This is a genomic window from Streptomyces sp. NPDC029014 (assembly GCF_055564695.1).
The window spans coordinates 32,326-50,326 of the sequence record NZ_JBVHVT010000066.1 but is presented as its reverse complement, the minus strand read 5'-3'; the positions used below and the strand labels follow the sequence as shown (position 1 = coordinate 50,326).

Here is an 18,001-nt window from a genome sequence, read left to right as displayed (position 1 = left end):
TTCTTGCCCCCTCTCTCCTTCTGGGGTTGGGGGACGAGGGTCAGCTGAGCCCCCACCACAGGCAGGGGGGTGGCTTTCCCCCCCCCCCCCCCTCCCCCCCCCCCCCCCCCCCCTCTCAGGGACCGTCGGGTCGGTCGGGTCAGCCGGCGGTGCGGCCCGAGACCAGCGGCCACTCGCGGTTGAGCGATCCCAGGGGGATCTTGCGCTCGAACAGCGGCGTGCCGAACAGGGACAGCTGGAGCTGGAGGTTGCCGCTCAGGTCGAAGCCTCCGTAGAGGGCCCAGGCGCCGCTGACGGAGGTCTTGCCGTCGGTCGACGCGGAGGCCTTGGCCTCGGCCTCGCCGCGCAGGTACGGGGCGAAGTCCGCGGAGACGCCGACGGCCCCGTACAGGCCGATGGAGGCCTCGGCGCCGAGGGCGCCCTTGACCTTGCCGGAGGCGGTGACCTCGGCCTTCACCGGGGTGCTCTTGACGTTCGAGGTGCTGACCGGGCTCCAGCCCTTGCCGGTGGCGTAGCTGCCGCCGACGCGGAAGTCGCCCTTGACGTCCTGGCTGACCTCCAGGGTGACGCGGCCGTCGGCCTCCACCTGGACGTAGCAGGTCAGGTCGAGGTTGACGACGACGGGGACGGGGCCCACCTGGATGACGGGCGCGGTGTGCAGCTTCGCGAACGGGATCCGCTTGGGCGATCCGGTGCTCGCGGCGGCGTGCCCCTTGAGGCTCCACTGCGAGGACCAGTCGCCGCTCATGCCGAGGAAGGCGGTGCGCGGGCCGACGCCGCCCGAGCCGTCGTAGGCGAACTCCACGGTCGGGGCGAGCTGGACGAATCCGTTGACCGAGGCGCCGGCCGAGACGGGGGCGCCGGGGGCGGTCTCGATCGGGGCGTTCACGTCGAGCCGCAGGTTGCCGAGGGGCAGCTTCCCGCCCTCGGGGCCGAACTTCATGCCGCCGGTCTTGGCCCAGGAGAAGGTGACGCCCTTCATCAGGGGTTCGACCGTGACCGCGGACGGGTCGACGGGGACCTTGCCGTCGGCCTTGTCGTCGTTCAGGACCGAGGCCAGCGTCGTGGGGGCGGTCTTGACCTCGGTGCCGCGGTCGGTCTTGCCGACGACCTCGGTGACCTTCGCGAGGAGGCCGTTGGGGGCGCCGGGGGCGGGGGCGCTGGCGATGACGTCGCCCACGGCGACGGGCTTGTCGGCCGCCGGGGACTGGCTCGGCGAGGCGGACGAACCGGGCGCGTTCTGCGGTCCCTTGGTGCTCGGCGGGTTCTTCGAGGGGGTGGGGCCCTGCGGGGCCGAGGCTATGACGGCGCGGCCGGTCTTCTGGTCGAAGGAGGCGACCTTGAGCGCGGCCTTCTCCGGGGTGCCCTTGCCGGCCCCGACGCGGGCGATCCCGGCCGGTGCGGGCGTGCCCTCCGGGGCGGCGGCGACCTCGAGCTGCTGCGTGCCGTCGGCCACGGGGGTGGGGTTGGCCGGGTCGGTGGGGCCCGCGGCCCCGGTGTGCGTGGCCGAGGAGCAGCCGGTGACGGTGAGCGCCAGCGTGGTGATGCCGGGCAGCAGGAGGCGTCTGGCGAGCATGCGCACGTACGTAAGACCTTCTGGTTGGGGGGAAGTTACGCTACCGACAAGTAACGTGAGAAGCGATCATGACAGGCATGTCCACCACAACAGCGATATTCGGCCACCCCGACCGAAGGATCACGATCGACAGCCTGTGTGCCGGACCGTCGCCGTACGTAACGGATCAGCCGGTTCCGGCCGCAGGGTCGGCACAACCCCGCCGCTCGACCCCCGGCCGGAGCCCCGCGCCGCGCCGCCGAAGTCGGCGCAATCCGCTGCGTGTTGCCGCCCGCGCGGCGCGAGGGACCGCCCGCGCGGCCCACCCCGACCCACACCCCCGGGTCACCCCAGCCGGATCTCCAGCGCGGCCTCAAGCTCGACCGCGAGCGCCTCGTGGGACGTGAACACATGGCCGCGGAAGCCGAGTTCACGCGCAGCCCGGACGTTCTCGACGTTGTCGTCGACGAACAGGATCTCCTCGGCCGCCAGCCCGAGTTCCCGAACACACCATGCGTACGCGCCCGGTTCGGGCTTCGCACTGCCGATCCGGCAGGAGAGCCCGACGACCGCGAACCGGTCCAGCCAGGGCTGGGTGGCCTCGTACCGGGCCGCGAGTTCCTCGGGGATGTTGGAGAGGAGCCCGAGGACGACCCCCCGACCGGCGAGCGCACCCAGCAGGTCCACGCTGCGCCGGTCGACCTCGCTCCAACTGGCGAGGTCGGCGGCGATCAGCTCCCCGACCAGGCGGTCGTCGAGCGGGATGCCGAGCTGGGCGCAGACGCCCGCCCAGTAGGCCGGTCCGGTCACCTCACCCCGGTCGTACGGGGGGCGCCGCGACCAGTACGCCTCCCAGAAGCGGTCGGGGTCGGCGCCGGCCGTGCGCTCCAGTACGGCCCGGGACCCGGGCGACTGGAGGCGGGCGATCACGCCGAACATGTCGAAGAGGACGGCTTCCACTTTTCGGTTTCCCATCTTCCGGCGGTACCTCACTTTCCCCGGGATCCGTGCAGGGGGGCGTTCCTGCGCAGCCAGAGGCTCAGGGCGGCGCAGGCAACGGCGAGTCCGAACAGCACCAGGGGTACCGCGTCCACCCCCAGCGCGTCGATCACCGCGCCGAGCAGGGGCGGAAAAGCGACGCCGCCGACCATCGAGGCGGCGATCACGTACGCCCCGGCCGAGGCCACCCCGGGCACGGCCCGGTTCAGCCAGGGCAGGCAGGTCGGGAAGACGGGGGCGATCGCGAGGCCGACGCCGACGTACGCGTACGGGGCGAGCACCGGGACGGTGGCCAGCAGGAGGAATCCCGCCATGCCCGCGCAGCAGACGGCCAGGATCGACGGCGCGGAGCAGCGCAGCCCGATCGGTACGACGAGGAACCGGCCCGCCGTCATGGCGGCCCAGTAGGCGGAGGTGGCGGTGGCCGCGGTGGCCGCCCCGTACCCGGCGGCTTCGAGGTGGGTGGGCTCCCAGCCGCCGACGCCGGTCTCGATGGCGACGTGCAGCACGTAGACGCCGATGAACCCGGCGATGACCGGCAGCACCCGGACACCCCCCGCGGACCGCCCCTCTGCCACGGGCGGTTCGGGCTCCCGCGGGGCCACGCCGCCCAGGGTGAGCGGGATCAGCAGGCTGACCGCGGCCAGGCCGAGGAAGATCCCCGGGTAGGCGTCCGCGCCGAGTCGGCCGATCAGGGCCGGGCCGGCGATGGCGCCGATACCGAAGTGCCCGTTGAGCAGGTTGAGCATGGCGGTGCTGCGGTGGCCGAAGCCGATGGCGAAGAGGTGGTTGAGGCCGTAGTCGATGCCGCCGAAGCCCAGTCCGGTCACGAAGGCGCCGGCCAGGGCCGTGACCCAGCCCGGCGCGAGCGCGAAGCCCGCCGCGCCCGCGGCCGTGAGCACGTAGGAACCGCCGAGCAGCGCCCGGTCGTTCAGGCGCCGGCGCAGCAGGTGGTAGGCGAGTACGCCCAGGAGCGCGCCGGCGAAGTGGGCGCTGAGGCCGAGCCCGGCCGCGGCGGGGCTGATGCCGTACTCCTCCCTCAGTGCCGGGATCGCGGGGCCGTAGAGCGCCTGGAGCGCACCGATCACGACGAACGCGGCACACGAGGCGGCGATCGCGACCGGCCCGAGGAGGCGGCTCCCCGAGACCTCCGGCCGCTCGGCCTCACTGGTGGCGGACATCGCCCCTCCCCTCGTCCATGGCGCTGCGAACACACGTGGTGTTCAATGCAGCGCCGACTTCACATCTTTGCGCACACAATAAACATCAAGAATGTTCGTTTCAACAGAATCATTGTTCGGAACCCCCTCCGAGGGCCCTCCCGACCCGGCTGTGCTAAAAGCAGACACATGAACGTGAGGGAGAGGCACAAGTTCGTCGTGGAGCTGCTCGTGCAGCAGAACCGCGCGACGGTGGCCGAACTGGCCCGGGCCACCGGTGCGTCCGAGATGACCGTCCGCCGGGACCTGGAGGTCCTGGAGTCCCGCGGCGCGCTCCGCCGGGTGCGGGGCGGCGCCGTGAGCAGCCGGACCGGCGGCGTCGAACCGCCGTACGCGGTCCGCGCCCTGTCCGGGACCCCGGCCAAGGAGCGGCTGGCCCGCACCGTGGTCGGGCTGCTGACGGACGGCGAGACCGTGGCCCTGGACACCGGCACCACCGCCGTCGCGGTCGCCCGGGCCATGGCCGGCCGCCGACTCACCGTCGCCCCGCTCTCGCTGCACGCCGCGTTCGCCCTCTCCGACCAACCCGGCATCCGACTGGTGATGCCGGGAGGTCAGGTCCGCGCCGAGGAGCTCTCCTTCCACGGGCCCACCGCCGTCCGGACCCTCGGTGAGCTGTGCTTCGACACGTTCGTGCTGGGCTGCTGCGGGGTGGACCCGGTGCAGGGCGCCACCGCCTACGACCTCGACGACGTCCAGGTGAAGCGGGCCGCCGTGGCCGCGGCACAGCGGGTGGTGCTCGTCGCCACCGCCGACAAGCTGGGCCGTACGGCGCTGGGCCGCATCTGCCCGATCGAGCAGGTCACCCTCGTCGTCACCGACGCCCCCGCCGACTCCCCGGCGGTCGACGCCCTGCGGGACCGGGGCGTCGACGTCCTGCACCCGGCCCCGGAGGAGGACTGAGGACCGCAGCGCTCTGGCATGATGCCGGAGTGATCGTTCCCATACCCGACGTCGTGCTCCCGGGCCGCCTGGCCGGAGCCGGACATCCCGTCTTCCCGTTATCCTGCGGCCTCGAACTGCGCCCGTGGGCGCCCGACGACGCGCCGGTCCTCGCGGAGTCCTGCCACGACCCGGACGTCCAGCACTGGAACCGGCCCGGACACCTGACCCCGGACGCGGCACGCGAGCGGATCGCCCGGTGGGAGGCCCGCCGGCAGGCCGAGAAGACCGTCGTCTGGGCCGTCGCCGAGCCGCACGGCGGCCGCCCCGTCGGCCTCGTCGGCCTGGCCGACGTCGACCTCCGCGGCGGCAGCGCGGAGTTCGTGTACTGGCTCCTTCCCGCGGGCCGCGGCCGCGGGGCCATGGCCGAGGCCGTCGTCCGGGTCAGCCGCTGGGCACTGGAGGACCTGGGCCTGCACCGGCTCCGCATCACCCACTCCGTCGCCAACACCGCCTCCTGCGCGGTGGCGACCCGTGCGGGCTTCGCCCTGGAGGGCACCCTGCGCAGCGCCCTGCTGCACGCGGACGGCTGGCACGACGAGCACCTGCACGCCCGTGTGCAGGGCGATCCCCCGCCCGCGGGGCGTGCGGGGGAAGCAGGACGCCCGGGGGGCTGAGGTGGGGAGGGCGCGGGACATGTTCGTGTGATCCGGCCGGAACACCCGTCCCGCGGGCCTCGTTGAACCTCGCATGAAGGCATTAGTGACACCGGACGTCCCCGAGACGCTGGACCGCCGGGAAGGCCCGTTCGGCGAGGTCGTGCTGCGGCGCCGGGGGGCCGCGTACGAGATCATCGCGAACGGCTGCTTCCTGATGGACACCTCCGACGGCAGGTCCGAGCGGCTGCTGGTCGACGCCGCGTACCTCGCCCTCGACCCGCCGCCCGGCGCGCCCGCGCCGTCCGTGCTGATCGGCGGGCTCGGCGTCGGCTTCTCGCTCGCGCACGCCGCCGCGCAGCAGGGCTGGGGCCGGATCGCCGTCGTCGAACGGGAGGACGCGATCATCGAATGGCACCGGACGGGCCCGCTCGGCGCGGTGTCCGCCGAGGCCCTCGCCGACCCGCGGACGACGGTCCTGCACACCGATCTGGCGGCGTACCTGACGGATTCCGCCGACCGGTACGACGCGCTCTGTCTGGACATCGACAACGGCCCGGACTGGACGGTGGACGAGGAGAACCAGGGGCTGTACTCCCCCGCCGGACTGGCCTCCTGCCGGGACCGGCTCAACCCGGGCGGGGTCCTCGCCGTCTGGTCGGCGCAGCCCTCCCCCGCCTTCGAACGGGCCCTGCGCGAAGCCGGGTTCGACTCCGTGCGGACGCAGGAGGTCCAGGTGGCCCGCGGGGTGCCCGACGTGGTCCACCTGGCCCGCAGGCCGGCGCCCGACCACGGACCCGCGGACCGCACCGACGACCGGCGGACAGCCGGGTAGTCCCGTCCACGGCCCGACCGACTCAGGGGGATCCATCCCTTGATCTTCGCAGGGAATCCCGGCCTTGAGGCAAGGCCCCCGTGCCGAAACCCGACCCCGGTCGGCCGGGCAGATTTCTGCCCAACGCCGCGAGCGCGAAGGCCGGGCTGAACTGCTCAATCAACGATGCCGGATGGGGGGGTGTTCCTCGCGGTCCTGAACGCCAGGGCTGAAAGCGCCGGACGGGAAATGATCGCCGTGGACCCCCGCAACACCTCCCGGACCTGTCCCGCATGCGGGCACGTCTCAGGGGAGAACCGGCCCACACGGGAGAAGTTCCACTGCGTTGGCTGCGGCCACCAGGCGCACGCGGACACGGTGGGCGCTCTGAACGTTCTACGGGCCGGGCTGGTCCGTCGCGAAGCCCAACCGGCATAGCGAGAAGCCCCCTCATCCATGAGGGGGAGGACTCACGTCACTGCTCCTTCCCGACTTCGACGACACGGTCGTCGTCCGGGCCGCCGACGCCGAAGTCATCGGCGCCGGAACCTCCGTGACGAACCGTCTGCTCGCCGACAGCAGCGCCACTGGCGGCGCGCTCTCCACCATGCGGGTCACCCTCGCCGAGGGGGCGAGATGTTCTACGTGCTGGACGGCACCGCCCTCCTGCTCTCCGGCGACCAGGTGGTCACGGCGGAGCAGGGCGACCTCGTGGCCGTCCCGCCGGGCACCCAGCACGCCTTCGCGGCGGCCCCCGGGGAGACGGCCGACATGCTCGTCGTGATCACTCCGGGCATCGAGCGCTTCGAGTACTTCCGGCACCTGGAGCGCATACGGTTCGGCAAGGTCCCGGTGGAGAGCATCCTCGAGGTGCAGGAGCTGTACGACAACCACTTCGGCACCAGCAGGGTCTGGGGGGAGGCCCTGGCCCGCGGACGCGCCTGACCGGCCCGTCGGCCATTCGGTGGGGCTCCGCCGGGTGCACGGTGTGGGGCCGCGGGCGCCGGGGGGAGCGGACCGATCCTGCCGTGAGTGCTCCTCGTCCGAAAGGCCTCCCCCATGCCGCTGACCCGACGCAAGGACCTCGGACTGCTCGCCCTGCGCATCGGAACGGGCGGCGTGCTGATCGCGCACGGCACGCAGAAGCTGTTCGGCTGGTTCGGCGGGGCCGGCCTCGACGGCACCGCCCGGGCCATGGAGCAGATGGGCTTCACCCCCGGACGCCCGAGCGCCCTGGCCGCCGGCCTCGGCGAGGCCGGCGGCGGCGCCCTCCTCGCCCTGGGGCTCGCGACCCCGGCGGCGGGCGCCGCCGCGGCCGGCGCCATGGCCGGGGCCGTATCGGTGCACGCACCGGCGGGCTTCTTCGCACAGGGCGGCGGCTTCGAGTACCCGGCGTTCCTCGGCTTCGTCTCCGCAGCGCTCGGGGTCTCCGGGCCCGGATGCTTCTCGGTCGACCACCTGACCCGGCACCGGCTGGACCGGCCCGCGGTCCTGCTGGCCGCGTTCACCTTCAGCGCGGCCGCCGCCACGGTGGTGGTCAAGCGGCGCATCGCGGCGATGGAGGCCGCGCAGGCGGCCGCCGCCCGGCAGGACGGGCGCCCCGGCAACGGCGCATAGCGCGCACCGGCCCGCCCGGTTGCCGAGCGGCTGCGGCGGGCGGGACGATCTGCGGATGATCGAACTGCTGCCCGAGACCGGGCTGTTCCTGCCGAACGGTGCCGGCACCCTCCGCTTCGGTACGGACGGGCTCGCCGCCCGGGAGGTGCTGGCCCGCCTGGGCCCGGTCGAGGAGGACCGGGAGCCGGGCACCGGGTGGGGGTACTCGGTCCGCTGGTGCGACCTCACCGTGACGGCCCGCGCAGACGCCCCAACCTCGCAAGCCCCGCTCTCGGAAGCCCCGCCTTCGCAGGCCCCGCCCCTGGACGGCCCGTCCTCGGACAACCGGTCCCCCGACGGCCTTCCGCTGGCCGAGGTCACCGTGCGGCGGGGCGGCTTCCGGCCGTCGTGGCACGGCCCTGTGGCGGCCCCCGTCGCCCTCGACGGCATCGACCTGTTCGGCCATCCCGCCGACGAGGTGCGGGAGGCCCTGGACGCGCACCGGTATCCCGGACTCCTGCTCCCACCTGCCGGCCCGGACGGACATCTGCCCGCGGTGACCCTCCGGGCCGGACCTCGCCCCGACACCGGGCCGGACCTCGCCGCGTACGCCCCCATGTGGACCACCGAGCGGGACTCATGGCAGCTGGAGGTCGCGGGCAGCGGCTACGCGATCGTCACGAAGGGCGAGCGCCCCATGGAGTTGCTGATCTGCCACGAGGAGCTCGCCGAGCAGGTAATCGCCCGGATGCTCGCGGCCGGCGTCGAGATCGCGGGCGGGTGACGCACGGTAAATCTCGCGGGTTCAGGTCGCCATGGCCGGAAATATTTGGCCAATTTGGCGGTAACCGGAATGATGTTCCATCATCGTGACTGCACGTCAGCTATCGGCGTGCGTCGAGGAGGCGGGGGTGCGGGGGTTCCCCCGTACCCACCACCGGCCGATGCGCAGGCGGGCCCGTGCCCTTGCCGCGCCCCGAGGTGGCTCCCGCCCCTGTTCCCGTTCACCTAGGCAAAGGCCCATGTCCGCCCAGCAGCTCTCGGACCTCATACGTTTCGCCCGCCACAACTCGCCCTTCTACCGCGACCTCTACGCGTCCCTGCCGCCGGACGTCGACCGCCTCACCGACCTTCCGGTCGTGGACCAGCAGGAGTTCTGGGCGGCCAACACCCTCCACGACAACCGGGTGCTGACCGGCCCGCTCAGCGAGGCCACCGTCTACAAGACCGGCGGCACCACCGGCTCGCCCAAGTTCTCCGTCTACACCCGCGACGAATGGCGCACCTTCGTCAGCGCCTTCGGTCAGGGGCTCGTGGACACGGGCCTGCGCCCGGGGCACCGCGTCGCCGACCTCTTCTACGCCGGTGAGCTGTACGCCAGCTTCCTGTTCCTCCTGGACTCCCTGACCCACGCGCCCGTGGACAACGTCCGCCTGCCCATCGGCGGCGCCGCCCCGCTGGAGTCGACGGTACCCACGCTGCGCGACCTCGCGGCCCAGGTACTGACCGGCACGCCGACCACGCTGTGCCGGCTGGCCGAGCACGTCATCGCGGCCGGCGTCCGGCTCGACTCCGTGGAGTTGCTGCTCTTCGGCGGTGAGGCCCTCTTCGACGACCAGCGGCGGCTGCTGGCCACCGCGTTCCCGCACGCCGAGGCCCGCTCCGTCGGGTACGCGAGCGTGGACGCCGGTCTGCTCGGCCGCCCGGTGCCCGGCCCCGACGCCCGGGTGCACCGGGCCTTCACACCGCACTCGGTCGTCGAGATCCTCGACGACACCACCGGTGAGCCCGTCACCGAGCCGGGGCGGCCCGGCCGGGTCGTGGTCACCAGCCTGTTCCGGCGCCTGATGCCGGTCATCCGCTACCCCGCGGGCGACCGGGCCGAGTGGACGGGCACCGGGGAGGGCCACTTCCGGATCCTCGGGCGCGCCGAGGAGGGCGTACGGGTGGGCCCGGTCTCCCTCTACACGCAGGACGCCCAGCAGGCCGTGGCCGCGGCGGACACCGCCGGGCGGGTCGTCGGCATGCAGCTCGTCGTACGCCGCTGGGAGGGCCGGGACGGACTCGTGCTGCGGCTGGCGACGGCGCCCGGGGACGGCAGGGGTGCCGGCGACGGCGCCGACGCGGACCGCCGGCCGGGCGGACTGGAGGCGCTGGCCCGGGCCGTCGTCACGGAGCTGGAGACCGTACGGCCGCTGTACCCGGACAGTGTGCGCGCCGGGTTCGTGCACCCGCTGTCCGTGGAGTGGGCCCGCCACCGGGACCTCGCCGTCAACCCGCGCTCGGGCAAGCTCGTCCGCGTCCTGGACGAGAGGCCGACCGCATGAGCGCCGTCACCGAACCCCAGACCCCTGTCGGGGCCCCGGCCGCGGCCACCGACCGGCCCGGGACCGGCGGCCGGCGGCTGCCGCTCGTCCTGCGCAACCGTGCCTTCGGGGCCGTCTGGCTGGGCCAGGTCCTCACCCAGGGGGCCGTGCGCATGTTCCAGGTCGGCGTGTCATGGTGGCTCGTCGCCTACGCCGTGCAGGACGCCGGCGGACTGGCCTCCGGGCTGTTCATGGCCGTCTGCACGCTGCCCGCCGTGGCCCTGGCGCCCCTGGTGGCCCGCGCCGTCGCCCGGTTCGCGCACCGCTCGGTGCTGCGGACCGCCGCCGCAGCGGCCGGAGCCGCCGCGGCCGGTCTCGCCCTGTGGGCGCAGGGCAGCGGCCTGCCGGTGGCCGCCGTGTACGGCGCCGCCCTCGCCCTGGCCACCTGCCAGGCCTTCTTCGACCCGTGCCTGACCACGTCGGTGCCCGAACTCGTCGACGACGCCGACATCGAGACCGCCACCGGTTTCGAACTGTCCACCCAGTCCCTGGCCGGCCTGGGCGGGGCCCTGCTCGGCGCCCTGACCGTGGACCGGGCCGGCGTGGCCGGGCTCGCCGCCGGGTGTGCCGCCGCCTACCTGCTCGCCGCCGTCCTCGTCGCGACGGCGCGGTTCCGCACCGCCGCGGCGGCCCATGGAGCGGCAGCCGCCGACGGCGGCGCCGGCGCCGACGGGCCGTCCGCGGTGGCCGGGCAGCGCCGCACGCTGCGCGGGATCCTCGGCGAACTGCCCTACGTACGAAGGATCCTGGTCTGTTTCACCGCGGCGAACCTCTTCACCGCCGCCGTGTTCGTCGTCATCCCCCTCTACACCCGGTCCGTCCTGCAGGGCGGCGGCGGTACCGTGGCCCTGCTGGAGGCCTCCCTCGGCACCGGCGCGCTCATCGGCGCCTTCACCGGCACCCGGGTCCCGGGCCGGCCCGCCGTCGCCGGCGCGTACTGCCTGGGGCTGATGGCCGTCGCCCTGGCCCTGCCCGGCCTGGCCCCGCTGCGCCCGGTGTTCGCGGGCTGCCTGGTCGTGGCCGGCTGGTGCGCCGGGGCCGTCAGCGTCCGCTTCGTCGCCCTCTTCCAGCGGCTGGTGCCCGCCGCCGACAAGCCCGGCTTCTTCGCCGTGATGCAGGCCGTGCTCGGCGCCTCCCTGCCGGTGGCCTCGCTGGTCTTCGGCTCGGCCGGCGACCACCTCTCGCCGCAGACGCTGTGCCTGGTGCAGGGCATCGGGCTGCTGCCCGCCGCCTGCGCCCTGGCCCTGCTCGGCCGGCACCACCCGGAACCCGCGGAGGCGGAGGCCGGAGCAAGGGCAGGAGCGGAAACGGACGCGCATGCCGAGGCGGAGGCGGATGCCGTCGGCGGCGCGGCCGCCCGGCCGGCGGGAGGCGCGCGGTGAACCCCGTCATCACCCCGGCCGCCCGCGCGGACATCGCCGAACTGCGCCAGCTCTACTACGCCGTCTACGGACCTCACTACCCCGTCGCCCTCGGCACCGACCCCGCCGAGATGGCGCGGCTCATCGCCGACCCGCACTCCCTGTGGCTGGTCGGCCGCTGCCCCGACTCCGGCGCCCTGACCGCCTCGGCCGCCATCCACGGCGAGGCCGGCAGCCGCATCGGCCGTCTGGAAGGCATCGCCGTGCACCCCGAGCACCGCTCGGGCGGCCTGGCCGCGGCCCTGACCGAGGAACTGTGCACCCGGATGCTGGACTCCGGGCGCCTGGACTCCGTGTACGCCACCGTCCGGACGGTCAGCGCAGGCCCGCAGCGCGTCGTCGCCCGCAACGGCTTCCGCCCGCTGGGCATCCTGCCCAACGCGGTGGATCTCAGCAGCCGAGAGAGCCTCGCGCTCTACGCGCGTCATTCCGCGGGGGTGCTCGACCGCCGGATGCCCGTCGCCGAAGTGCCCGCCGCGCTGCTGCCGTTGCTGCGGACGGCCGAGGGCGCGCTCGGCATCCGCTACGCGGAGGTCCGGGCCGCCGCGGCCCCCTCCACCCCCGCTACCCCCTCCACCCCCTCCACCCCCTCCGCCCCCGCTACCCCCGGCGCCCCGCCGGTCACCGCGCCGCCGGCGCCGGAGGCCGCCATGCGACTGGAGGTGATCGAGGCCCCGGCGTTCGTCCGCCGCCGGTTCCGCGACCACTTCCCGGGCGCGGAGGGCTGGTTCTACCCGCTGCACACCCCCAACGTGCTGCTCACCCCCGAGGACGGCCGGTTCGAGGTGTACGCCTACCTCAACCGCGCCGGCGGCTACTGCTCCCTGCTGACCGCCCACCCGGACCCCGCCGCGGCGGCCGCCCACCTCGAACCGGTCACCCGGGCCCTGGCCCGCGCGGGCGCCGGCTACGTGGAGGCCCTGGTGCCGCTCGCGCACCAGGAGGCCCTCGCGGCCTTCCTGGCCCAGGGGTTCGTGGCCGGTGCGCTGTACCCGGCGATGCGCGCGGACGGCGACGGGTTCCACGACTACGTCGTGCTGTCCCGCTCCACCGAGCGCATCGACTTCCGCGGCGTCGCCGTCGAGCCGCCGCTCCAGCCCTATCTGGACTGCTACGTGTCGGCCTGGGCGTCGACGCACCTGCCCACACCACCCGAGGTTGCCCGATGAACCCCCATCTCGCCCCGGTCGGCGTGCCCGACCCCGCCCTCCTGCCGCACGTGCAGCAACTGTGCGACCTGACCGACCCGTACGCCTCCGGGCCCGCCGAGGACGAGCTGTTCGCCGCCGCCATGGCGGAGATCAACGCCTGGCACGCCGAACGGTCCCCGTTCTTCCGCTCGTTGTACGCGGCCACGCCCGCGGCGGAGGGCGGGGCGTACCGCACGCCGCTGGTCCACGCGAACTTCTTCAAGCGGCACGAGGTGCTGTCCATCCCCCGCGAGGACGTCGAACTGCACCTGACCTCCTCCGGCACCACCGGCCAGAAGTCGCAGATGTTCTTCGACCACTGGACGATCCGCTCCGCCCAGCGCATGGTCGCCCGGATCTTCGAGCGCAACGGCTGGATCACCCCCGAGCAGGAGGTCAACTACCTGCTCTACAGCTACGAGCCGGCGCCGTCGCTGAACCTCGGCACCGCCTTCACCGACAACTACCTCTGCGACTTCGCCCCGGCGCGCAGCGTCGAGTACGCCCTGCGCAACACGGGCGGCGGCGCGGGCGGCGACCACGAGTTCGACCCGTTCGGCTGCATCGCCGCGCTGCGCCGCTTCGAACGGGACGACGCGCCGGTCCGCATCCTCGGCTTCCCCGCCTTCCTGTGGTTCACCCTGGAACGGATGCGGGCCATGGGCGTGCCGCCGCTGCGGCTGCCCGAGGGCTCCCTCGTCGTCCTCGGCGGCGGCTGGAAGGGGCACGCCGACCGGCGGATCGGCAAGGAGGAGCTGTACGCGCGGGTCACCGAGCAGCTCGGGATCCCCGGCGAGCGGATCCGGGACACCTTCGGCTCGGTCGAACACTGCATCCCGTACATCGAGTGCGAGCGGCACCGGCTGCACGCGCCCGTCTGGTCGCGGGTGACGATCCGCTCCACTCGCACCCTGGAGCCGCTGCCGTTCGGGGAGCGGGGCTACCTGCACCTGGTGTCCCCGTACATCACGTCCGTGCCCGCGCAGAGCGTGGTGATGGGTGACCTGGCCTCGCTCGAACCCGGGGAGGCCTGCGGGTGCGGGCTGCGGACCCCCTGGTTCACCGTCCACGGCCGGGCCGGGGTGAGCCGCAACCGGAGCTGCGCGGTGGCCGCGGCGGAACTGATGAAGGGAATGGCGTGACCGTGAGCATGACCGTCGACGGAGACCTGGCCGTGACCGTGGCCGTGACCGCGTACGAGAACGGCGGCGGGCCGACCGCCGACGCACCGCACTACTGGCAGGGCGCCTTCACGGGCGACGAGGAAGCCGGGCGCCGGCTCGCCGAACTCCCGGCCGCGGTCGAGGCCGCGCTGGGCACCCCGCTGGAGACCGAGACCGTCCTGGCCGCCTGCGACGCCCTGGCCGGCGCCCTCCTCGATCCGGAGCACCCGGTGCACGCCCGGCTGGCGGCGCACCTGCCCGAGGGCGAGGACCCGGCGCTCCTGGCGGAGCTCGGCCACCACCTCGGCCGCCGGGAGCTGACCCGCAAGCTGCGCCGCGAGCTGGGCGGTTCCGCGCCCGGCCGGCTGAACCGGCCCGACCCGCGCGAGGCGGTGTACGAGGCGTGGGCGCCGGTGGGCATGGTCGCGCACATCGCTCCGGGCAACGCGGCCACCGTGGCCCCGCTGAGCATCGTGGAGGGCCTGCTCGCAGGGAACGTCAACGTCCTCAAGACCAGCAGCGCCGACTCCCTCTTCCCGCAGGCCCTGATGGCCGAGCTGGCCGCCCTGGACCCCAGCGGGGCGCTGGCCGCGCGGATCGTCGTGCTGCGCTTCGGGTCGTCCCGGCAGGAGTGGCTGCGCCTGATGTGCGCGCCCGCGGACGCCGTCGCCGTCTGGGGCGGCGAGGCCGCGGTCGCGGGGGTGGCCGCGCACGTGCCGGCCGGCTGCCGGCTGGTGGAGTGGGGGCACCGGATCTCGTTCGCGTACCTGACCGGCGACGCCTGGTCGGACGGGGACGCGCTGGACGCCCTCGCCGGGGACGTGTGCCGGCACGAGCAGCAGGCCTGTTCGAGCCCGCAGGTGGTCTACCTGGACACCGAGGACCAGGCCGAGGTCTTCGCGTTCGCGGAGCGGTTCGCGGGCGTCCTCGCGGCCCGGTCCGCGGCCGCCCCGCCGCCCGGCGCCGCGGGCGGGGACCGGGACCCGGCCGAGGAGGCCGAGCTGACCACCACGGAGCTGGTGGCCCGGCTGGAGGAACACCTCGGTCTGACCCGGGTGTTCGCCGCGGACGACGGCTCGTGGCGGGTCATGGCCGACACCCGGTCCCCGTTGACGGCGTCCCCGCTGCACCGCAGCGTGTGGGTCAAGCCGCTGCCGCGCGAGCGGATGATCGCGACCCTGCGGCCGATGCGCCGCTACCTGCAGACCGCGGGCATCGCCGGCAGCAGGACGGACATCGCCGAGCTGTCGCGCACCGCCCTGGCGGCCGGCGTCACCCGGGTCACGCCCGTGGGCGCCATGCTCGACAGCTACACGGGCGAGCCGCACGACGGGGTGTACGCGCTGCAGCGCTACAGCCGCCGCGTCGCGGTCCAGGCCGATCCGGACCGGTTCGCCACCACCGCCTGCCTGGACGACCTGGCCGGGCCCGTGCTGCTGCCGGCGCCCGCCGGCCCGCTGCTGGGCAAGGAGGAGGTGCAGGAGCGCAACGGCCGGGTGGACCGCGCCGACGCGGAGCTGTACTTCCACAGCGGCGGCAGCACGGGCGCCCCGGCGCTGTCGCTGTTCAGCTACGACGACTACGACGCGCAGATGCACGCCGCGGCCCGCGGCCTGCTCGCCGCCGGCTACGACCCGGTCGGGGACCGTACCGCCAACCTCTTCTACTGCGGCGGCATGTACGGCAGCTTCATCAGCTTCTTCTCCATCCTGGAGCGGCTCGGCGGGGTCCAGCTCCCGCTGGCCGCCGGGCCCGACCACCGCGCGACGGCGCGGGCCCTGATCGACCACGGGGCGACCACCCTCTTCGGCATGCCCTCCTACCTGTGGCAGCTGCTGCACGCGGAGGCGGACGCGCTGCGCGCCTACGGGGGCCTGCGCAAGGTGTTCTACGGCGGCGAGCGCTTCACGCCGGAGCAGCAGCGGACGCTGGAGGACGAGTTCGGCATCGAGGTGGTCCGCTCCATCACCTACGGCAGCACCGACCTCGGCCCGCTGGGCTACCAGTGCACCGAGAGCACGGGCGGGGTCCACCACCTCCACGCCGACCTGCACACCATGGAGATCCTCGACCCCGACGCGGACCGGCCGGTCGAGCCGGGCGCGACGGGCCGGCTCGTGTTCACCACGCACGCGCGGCGCGGCCAGCAGCTGGGCCGGTACGTCATCGGCGACCTGGGGCGGGCCGTGCCGGGCCGCTGCCCGTGCGGCAGCCACGCCCCGCGCTTCGAGCTGCAGGGCCGCACCGGCGACGTGATGCGGGTGGCGACGTACTTCCTCAACCACCGCCGCTTCGTGACCCTGGCGGAGGAGCAGGGCGGCCACCGCGGCGAGCTGCAGGTCCTGCTCGGCAACGGGGAGGCGCGCGAGCGGCTGACGGTGCGGGTGGAGCGCTCCGCCGGGACGGACCCGGAGCGGTTGCGCGAGGTGTTCCTGGCCGGCTACCCCGACCTCCGCTCGGCGGTGTCGGAGCGGCTGCTGGACCTGGTGGTCGAGGCGGTCGACGGCGCGTCGCTGGACCGCAGCCCCACGAGCGGCAAGCTCCGCTCCGTGGTGGACGGCCGCCGCTAGGCCTGGTCGGGGTCGAGGGGGCGGGGCCCGGCCCGACCCCTCGGCCCGGCTGCGGCCCCGGCTGCGGCTGCGGCCCCGGCTGCGGCTGCGGCCCCGGCTCCGGCCCGGCTAGTGCTGTGACCGCATAGGTTCACCGGGTTGCTCGTTGTGCTGGTCGGAAGTGACGGCTTCCAACCCAGCATGGTCGGGCGGGATGGCACCACAGGTCAGGGTCCGCAGGCTGACGGAGCAGGAGGGACAGAAGCTCCAGCAGACTGTTCGGCGGGGCAGCACCAGCTCGGTGCGGTTTCGGCGGGCGATGATGCTGCTGGCCTCGGCCGGCGGTAGCAAGGTCCCGGTGATCGCGCGTCTGGTCCAGGCGGACGAGGGCACCGTCCGTGACGTGATCCACCGCTTCAACGAGATCGGGCTCGCATGCCTCAACCCTCAGTGGGCGGGAGGCCGTCCCCGCCTGCTGAGCAGTGACGATGAGGACTTCGTCATTCAGACGGCCACCACCCGCCCCACCGTGCTGGGCAAGCCCTTCACCCGCTGGTCGGTCCGCAAACTGGTCGATCACCTGCGACGCAACGTCGCCAGGCCGGTTCGGATCGGCCGTGAGGCCCTGCGGTGCTTACTGTCTCGCCGGGGGATCACCTTCCAGCGGACGAAGACCTGGAAGGAATCCCCGGACCCGGCCTTCGACGCCAAGCTGGCCCGGATCGAGTACGCGCTTAACGAGCGGCCGGACCGCACGTTCGCCTTCGACGAGTTTGCCCTCTGGGCATCCGCCCCACCGTCGGCTCCTGCTGGAAGAAGCAGGGCAGCCCCGACCGGCTGCCGGCCACCTACCGCCGCACCCACGGAATCACCTACTTCCACGGCTGCTACTCGGTCGGCGACGACAAGTTGTGGGGTATCAACCGGCGCCGCAAGGGCAGCGACCACACCTGGTCCGCCCTGCGGTCGATCCGGGCCGCCCGCCCGGACGGCGGGCCGATCTACGTGATCCTCGACAACCTCTCGGCCCATCTGAACTGGAAGATCCGCAGGTGGGCGGCGAAGAACAAGGTCGAGTTGTGCTTCACACCCACCTACGCGTCCTGGGCCAACCCCATCGAGGCCCACTTCGGGCCGCTCCGGCAGTTCACCCTGGCCAACTCCCACCATCCGAACCACACCGTCCAGACCCGGGCCCTGCACGCCTACCTGCGCTGGCGGAACAACAACGCCCGCCACCCCGACGTCTTGGCCGCCCAGCGACGCGAACGCGCCCGCATCCGCAGCGAGCGAGGTGTCCGCTGGGGCGGCAGACCACTACCGACCGCAGCCTGACATCACCGCCCCGACCACCGGAACTGCTCGTCCTCCGGTTCCTCCCGCCGCTCCAGCACTCCTGCGGCGACCAGCTGAAGAAGCACCTCGTGAAGAGCGTTCCCCAACGGGTTGTCGGTCCAGAACACGCCCTTGACCTGCGTGAACGTCACAGACTCGTCAAAGATCCCCAGCGAACGGCCCACCACGAAGGCAGCACCGTCCCAATCAGTCCAGCCAGCCATGCCCTCGGAAAGATCCACAAGCCGATCCTGC

General features: G+C 73.8%; 14 protein-coding genes and 3 pseudogenes. 13 read left to right on the top strand and 4 right to left on the bottom strand.

Translation table 11 applies throughout. The features are described 5' to 3' along the window. Positions 1-139: 139 nt before the first annotated feature. The 3 genes from ACZ4VL_RS29660 to ACZ4VL_RS29650 form a co-directional block, all read right to left on the bottom strand. Positions 140-1,582 (bottom strand): hypothetical protein, encoded by a 1,443-nt coding sequence (locus tag ACZ4VL_RS29660; RefSeq protein ID WP_468205904.1) that lies wholly within the window; start codon positions 1,580-1,582, stop codon positions 140-142. Between the two features lie 318 nt (positions 1,583-1,900). Continuing rightward, positions 1,901-2,530 carry an HAD family hydrolase gene (locus tag ACZ4VL_RS29655; protein WP_468205901.1) on the bottom strand — a complete coding sequence of 210 codons (630 nt, stop codon included), beginning with the start codon at positions 2,528-2,530 and terminating at the stop codon, positions 1,901-1,903. Positions 2,531-2,544: 14 nt separating this feature from the next. Next, the gene (locus tag ACZ4VL_RS29650) at positions 2,545-3,735 is read right to left on the bottom strand and encodes an MFS transporter (protein ID WP_468205898.1); all 1,191 of its coding nucleotides are present in this window, start codon (positions 3,733-3,735) and stop codon (positions 2,545-2,547) included. A gap of 168 nt (positions 3,736-3,903) precedes the next feature. Between ACZ4VL_RS29650 and ACZ4VL_RS29645 the strand changes: the two genes are divergently transcribed. The 13 genes and pseudogenes from ACZ4VL_RS29645 (at position 3,904) to ACZ4VL_RS29585 (ending at position 17,746) form a co-directional block, all read left to right on the top strand. Next, entirely contained in the window at positions 3,904-4,677 is a 774-nt protein-coding gene (locus tag ACZ4VL_RS29645) for a DeoR/GlpR family DNA-binding transcription regulator (RefSeq protein WP_468205895.1), read from the top strand. 29 nt (positions 4,678-4,706) lie between these two features. After that, the gene (locus ACZ4VL_RS29640) at positions 4,707-5,333 is read left to right on the top strand and encodes a GNAT family N-acetyltransferase (RefSeq protein ID WP_468205894.1); all 627 of its coding nucleotides are present in this window, start codon (positions 4,707-4,709) and stop codon (positions 5,331-5,333) included. Between the two features lie 73 nt (positions 5,334-5,406). Beyond that, positions 5,407-6,147 (top strand): spermidine synthase family protein, encoded by a 741-nt coding sequence (locus ACZ4VL_RS29635; protein ID WP_468205891.1) that lies wholly within the window; start codon positions 5,407-5,409, stop codon positions 6,145-6,147. Positions 6,148-6,218: 71 nt separating this feature from the next. Continuing rightward, positions 6,219-6,564, top strand: a pseudogene (locus ACZ4VL_RS29630) (zinc ribbon domain-containing protein); the annotation flags it as partial. 40 nt (positions 6,565-6,604) lie between these two features. After that, positions 6,605-7,071 (top strand): annotated as a pseudogene (locus tag ACZ4VL_RS29625) (cupin domain-containing protein). Positions 7,072-7,185: 114 nt separating this feature from the next. Further along, positions 7,186-7,743 (top strand): DoxX family protein, encoded by a 558-nt coding sequence (locus ACZ4VL_RS29620; RefSeq protein WP_468205907.1) that lies wholly within the window; start codon positions 7,186-7,188, stop codon positions 7,741-7,743. 55 nt (positions 7,744-7,798) lie between these two features. Next, a complete protein-coding gene (locus ACZ4VL_RS29615) occupies positions 7,799-8,506 on the top strand; it encodes a hypothetical protein (protein ID WP_468205888.1) in 708 nt (235 codons plus the stop codon). Positions 8,507-8,744: 238 nt separating this feature from the next. Then, positions 8,745-10,049: a phenylacetate--CoA ligase family protein gene (locus tag ACZ4VL_RS29610; RefSeq protein WP_468205886.1), complete on the top strand. Its 1,305-nt coding sequence runs from the start codon at positions 8,745-8,747 to the stop codon at positions 10,047-10,049. Continuing rightward, positions 10,046-11,470 carry an MFS transporter gene (locus ACZ4VL_RS29605; RefSeq protein ID WP_468205884.1) on the top strand — a complete coding sequence of 475 codons (1,425 nt, stop codon included), beginning with the start codon at positions 10,046-10,048 and terminating at the stop codon, positions 11,468-11,470. The genes ACZ4VL_RS29610 and ACZ4VL_RS29605 overlap by 4 nt, the downstream gene beginning before the upstream one ends. After that, positions 11,467-12,678: a GNAT family N-acetyltransferase gene (locus ACZ4VL_RS29600; RefSeq protein ID WP_468205882.1), complete on the top strand. Its 1,212-nt coding sequence runs from the start codon at positions 11,467-11,469 to the stop codon at positions 12,676-12,678. Before ACZ4VL_RS29605 ends, ACZ4VL_RS29600 begins: the two co-directional genes overlap by 4 nt. Continuing rightward, positions 12,675-13,841 (top strand): LuxE/PaaK family acyltransferase, encoded by a 1,167-nt coding sequence (locus ACZ4VL_RS29595; RefSeq protein ID WP_468205879.1) that lies wholly within the window; start codon positions 12,675-12,677, stop codon positions 13,839-13,841. The genes ACZ4VL_RS29600 and ACZ4VL_RS29595 overlap by 4 nt, the downstream gene beginning before the upstream one ends. Beyond that, on the top strand, positions 13,838-16,432 hold the full coding sequence (locus tag ACZ4VL_RS29590; protein ID WP_468205876.1) for an acyl-CoA reductase: 2,595 nt from the start codon (positions 13,838-13,840) through the stop codon (positions 16,430-16,432). The genes ACZ4VL_RS29595 and ACZ4VL_RS29590 overlap by 4 nt, the downstream gene beginning before the upstream one ends. A gap of 193 nt (positions 16,433-16,625) precedes the next feature. Continuing rightward, positions 16,626-17,746: pseudogene (locus ACZ4VL_RS29585) on the top strand (IS630 family transposase). Between the two features lie 2 nt (positions 17,747-17,748). Here the strand turns inward: ACZ4VL_RS29585 and ACZ4VL_RS29580 are convergent. Next, the gene (locus ACZ4VL_RS29580; protein WP_468205873.1) at positions 17,749-17,988 is read right to left on the bottom strand and encodes a hypothetical protein; all 240 of its coding nucleotides are present in this window, start codon (positions 17,986-17,988) and stop codon (positions 17,749-17,751) included. Positions 17,989-18,001: the final 13 nt, after the last annotated feature.

Bases quoted from the DNA above. Each gene is read 5' to 3' on its own strand.
- ACZ4VL_RS29655 (WP_468205901.1), bottom strand. From the start codon at position 2,530: ATGGGAAACCGAAAAGTGGAAGCCGTCCTCTTCGACATGTTCGGCGTG.
- ACZ4VL_RS29650 (WP_468205898.1), bottom strand. From the start codon at position 3,735: ATGTCCGCCACCAGTGAGGCCGAGCGGCCGGAGGTCTCGGGGAGCCGC.
- ACZ4VL_RS29645 (WP_468205895.1), top strand. From the start codon at position 3,904: ATGAACGTGAGGGAGAGGCACAAGTTCGTCGTGGAGCTGCTCGTGCAG.
- ACZ4VL_RS29635 (WP_468205891.1), top strand. From the start codon at position 5,407: ATGAAGGCATTAGTGACACCGGACGTCCCCGAGACGCTGGACCGCCGG.
- ACZ4VL_RS29620 (WP_468205907.1), top strand. From the start codon at position 7,186: ATGCCGCTGACCCGACGCAAGGACCTCGGACTGCTCGCCCTGCGCATC.
- ACZ4VL_RS29615 (WP_468205888.1), top strand. From the start codon at position 7,799: ATGATCGAACTGCTGCCCGAGACCGGGCTGTTCCTGCCGAACGGTGCC.
- ACZ4VL_RS29610 (WP_468205886.1), top strand. From the start codon at position 8,745: ATGTCCGCCCAGCAGCTCTCGGACCTCATACGTTTCGCCCGCCACAAC.
- ACZ4VL_RS29605 (WP_468205884.1), top strand. From the start codon at position 10,046: ATGAGCGCCGTCACCGAACCCCAGACCCCTGTCGGGGCCCCGGCCGCG.
- ACZ4VL_RS29595 (WP_468205879.1), top strand. From the start codon at position 12,675: ATGAACCCCCATCTCGCCCCGGTCGGCGTGCCCGACCCCGCCCTCCTG.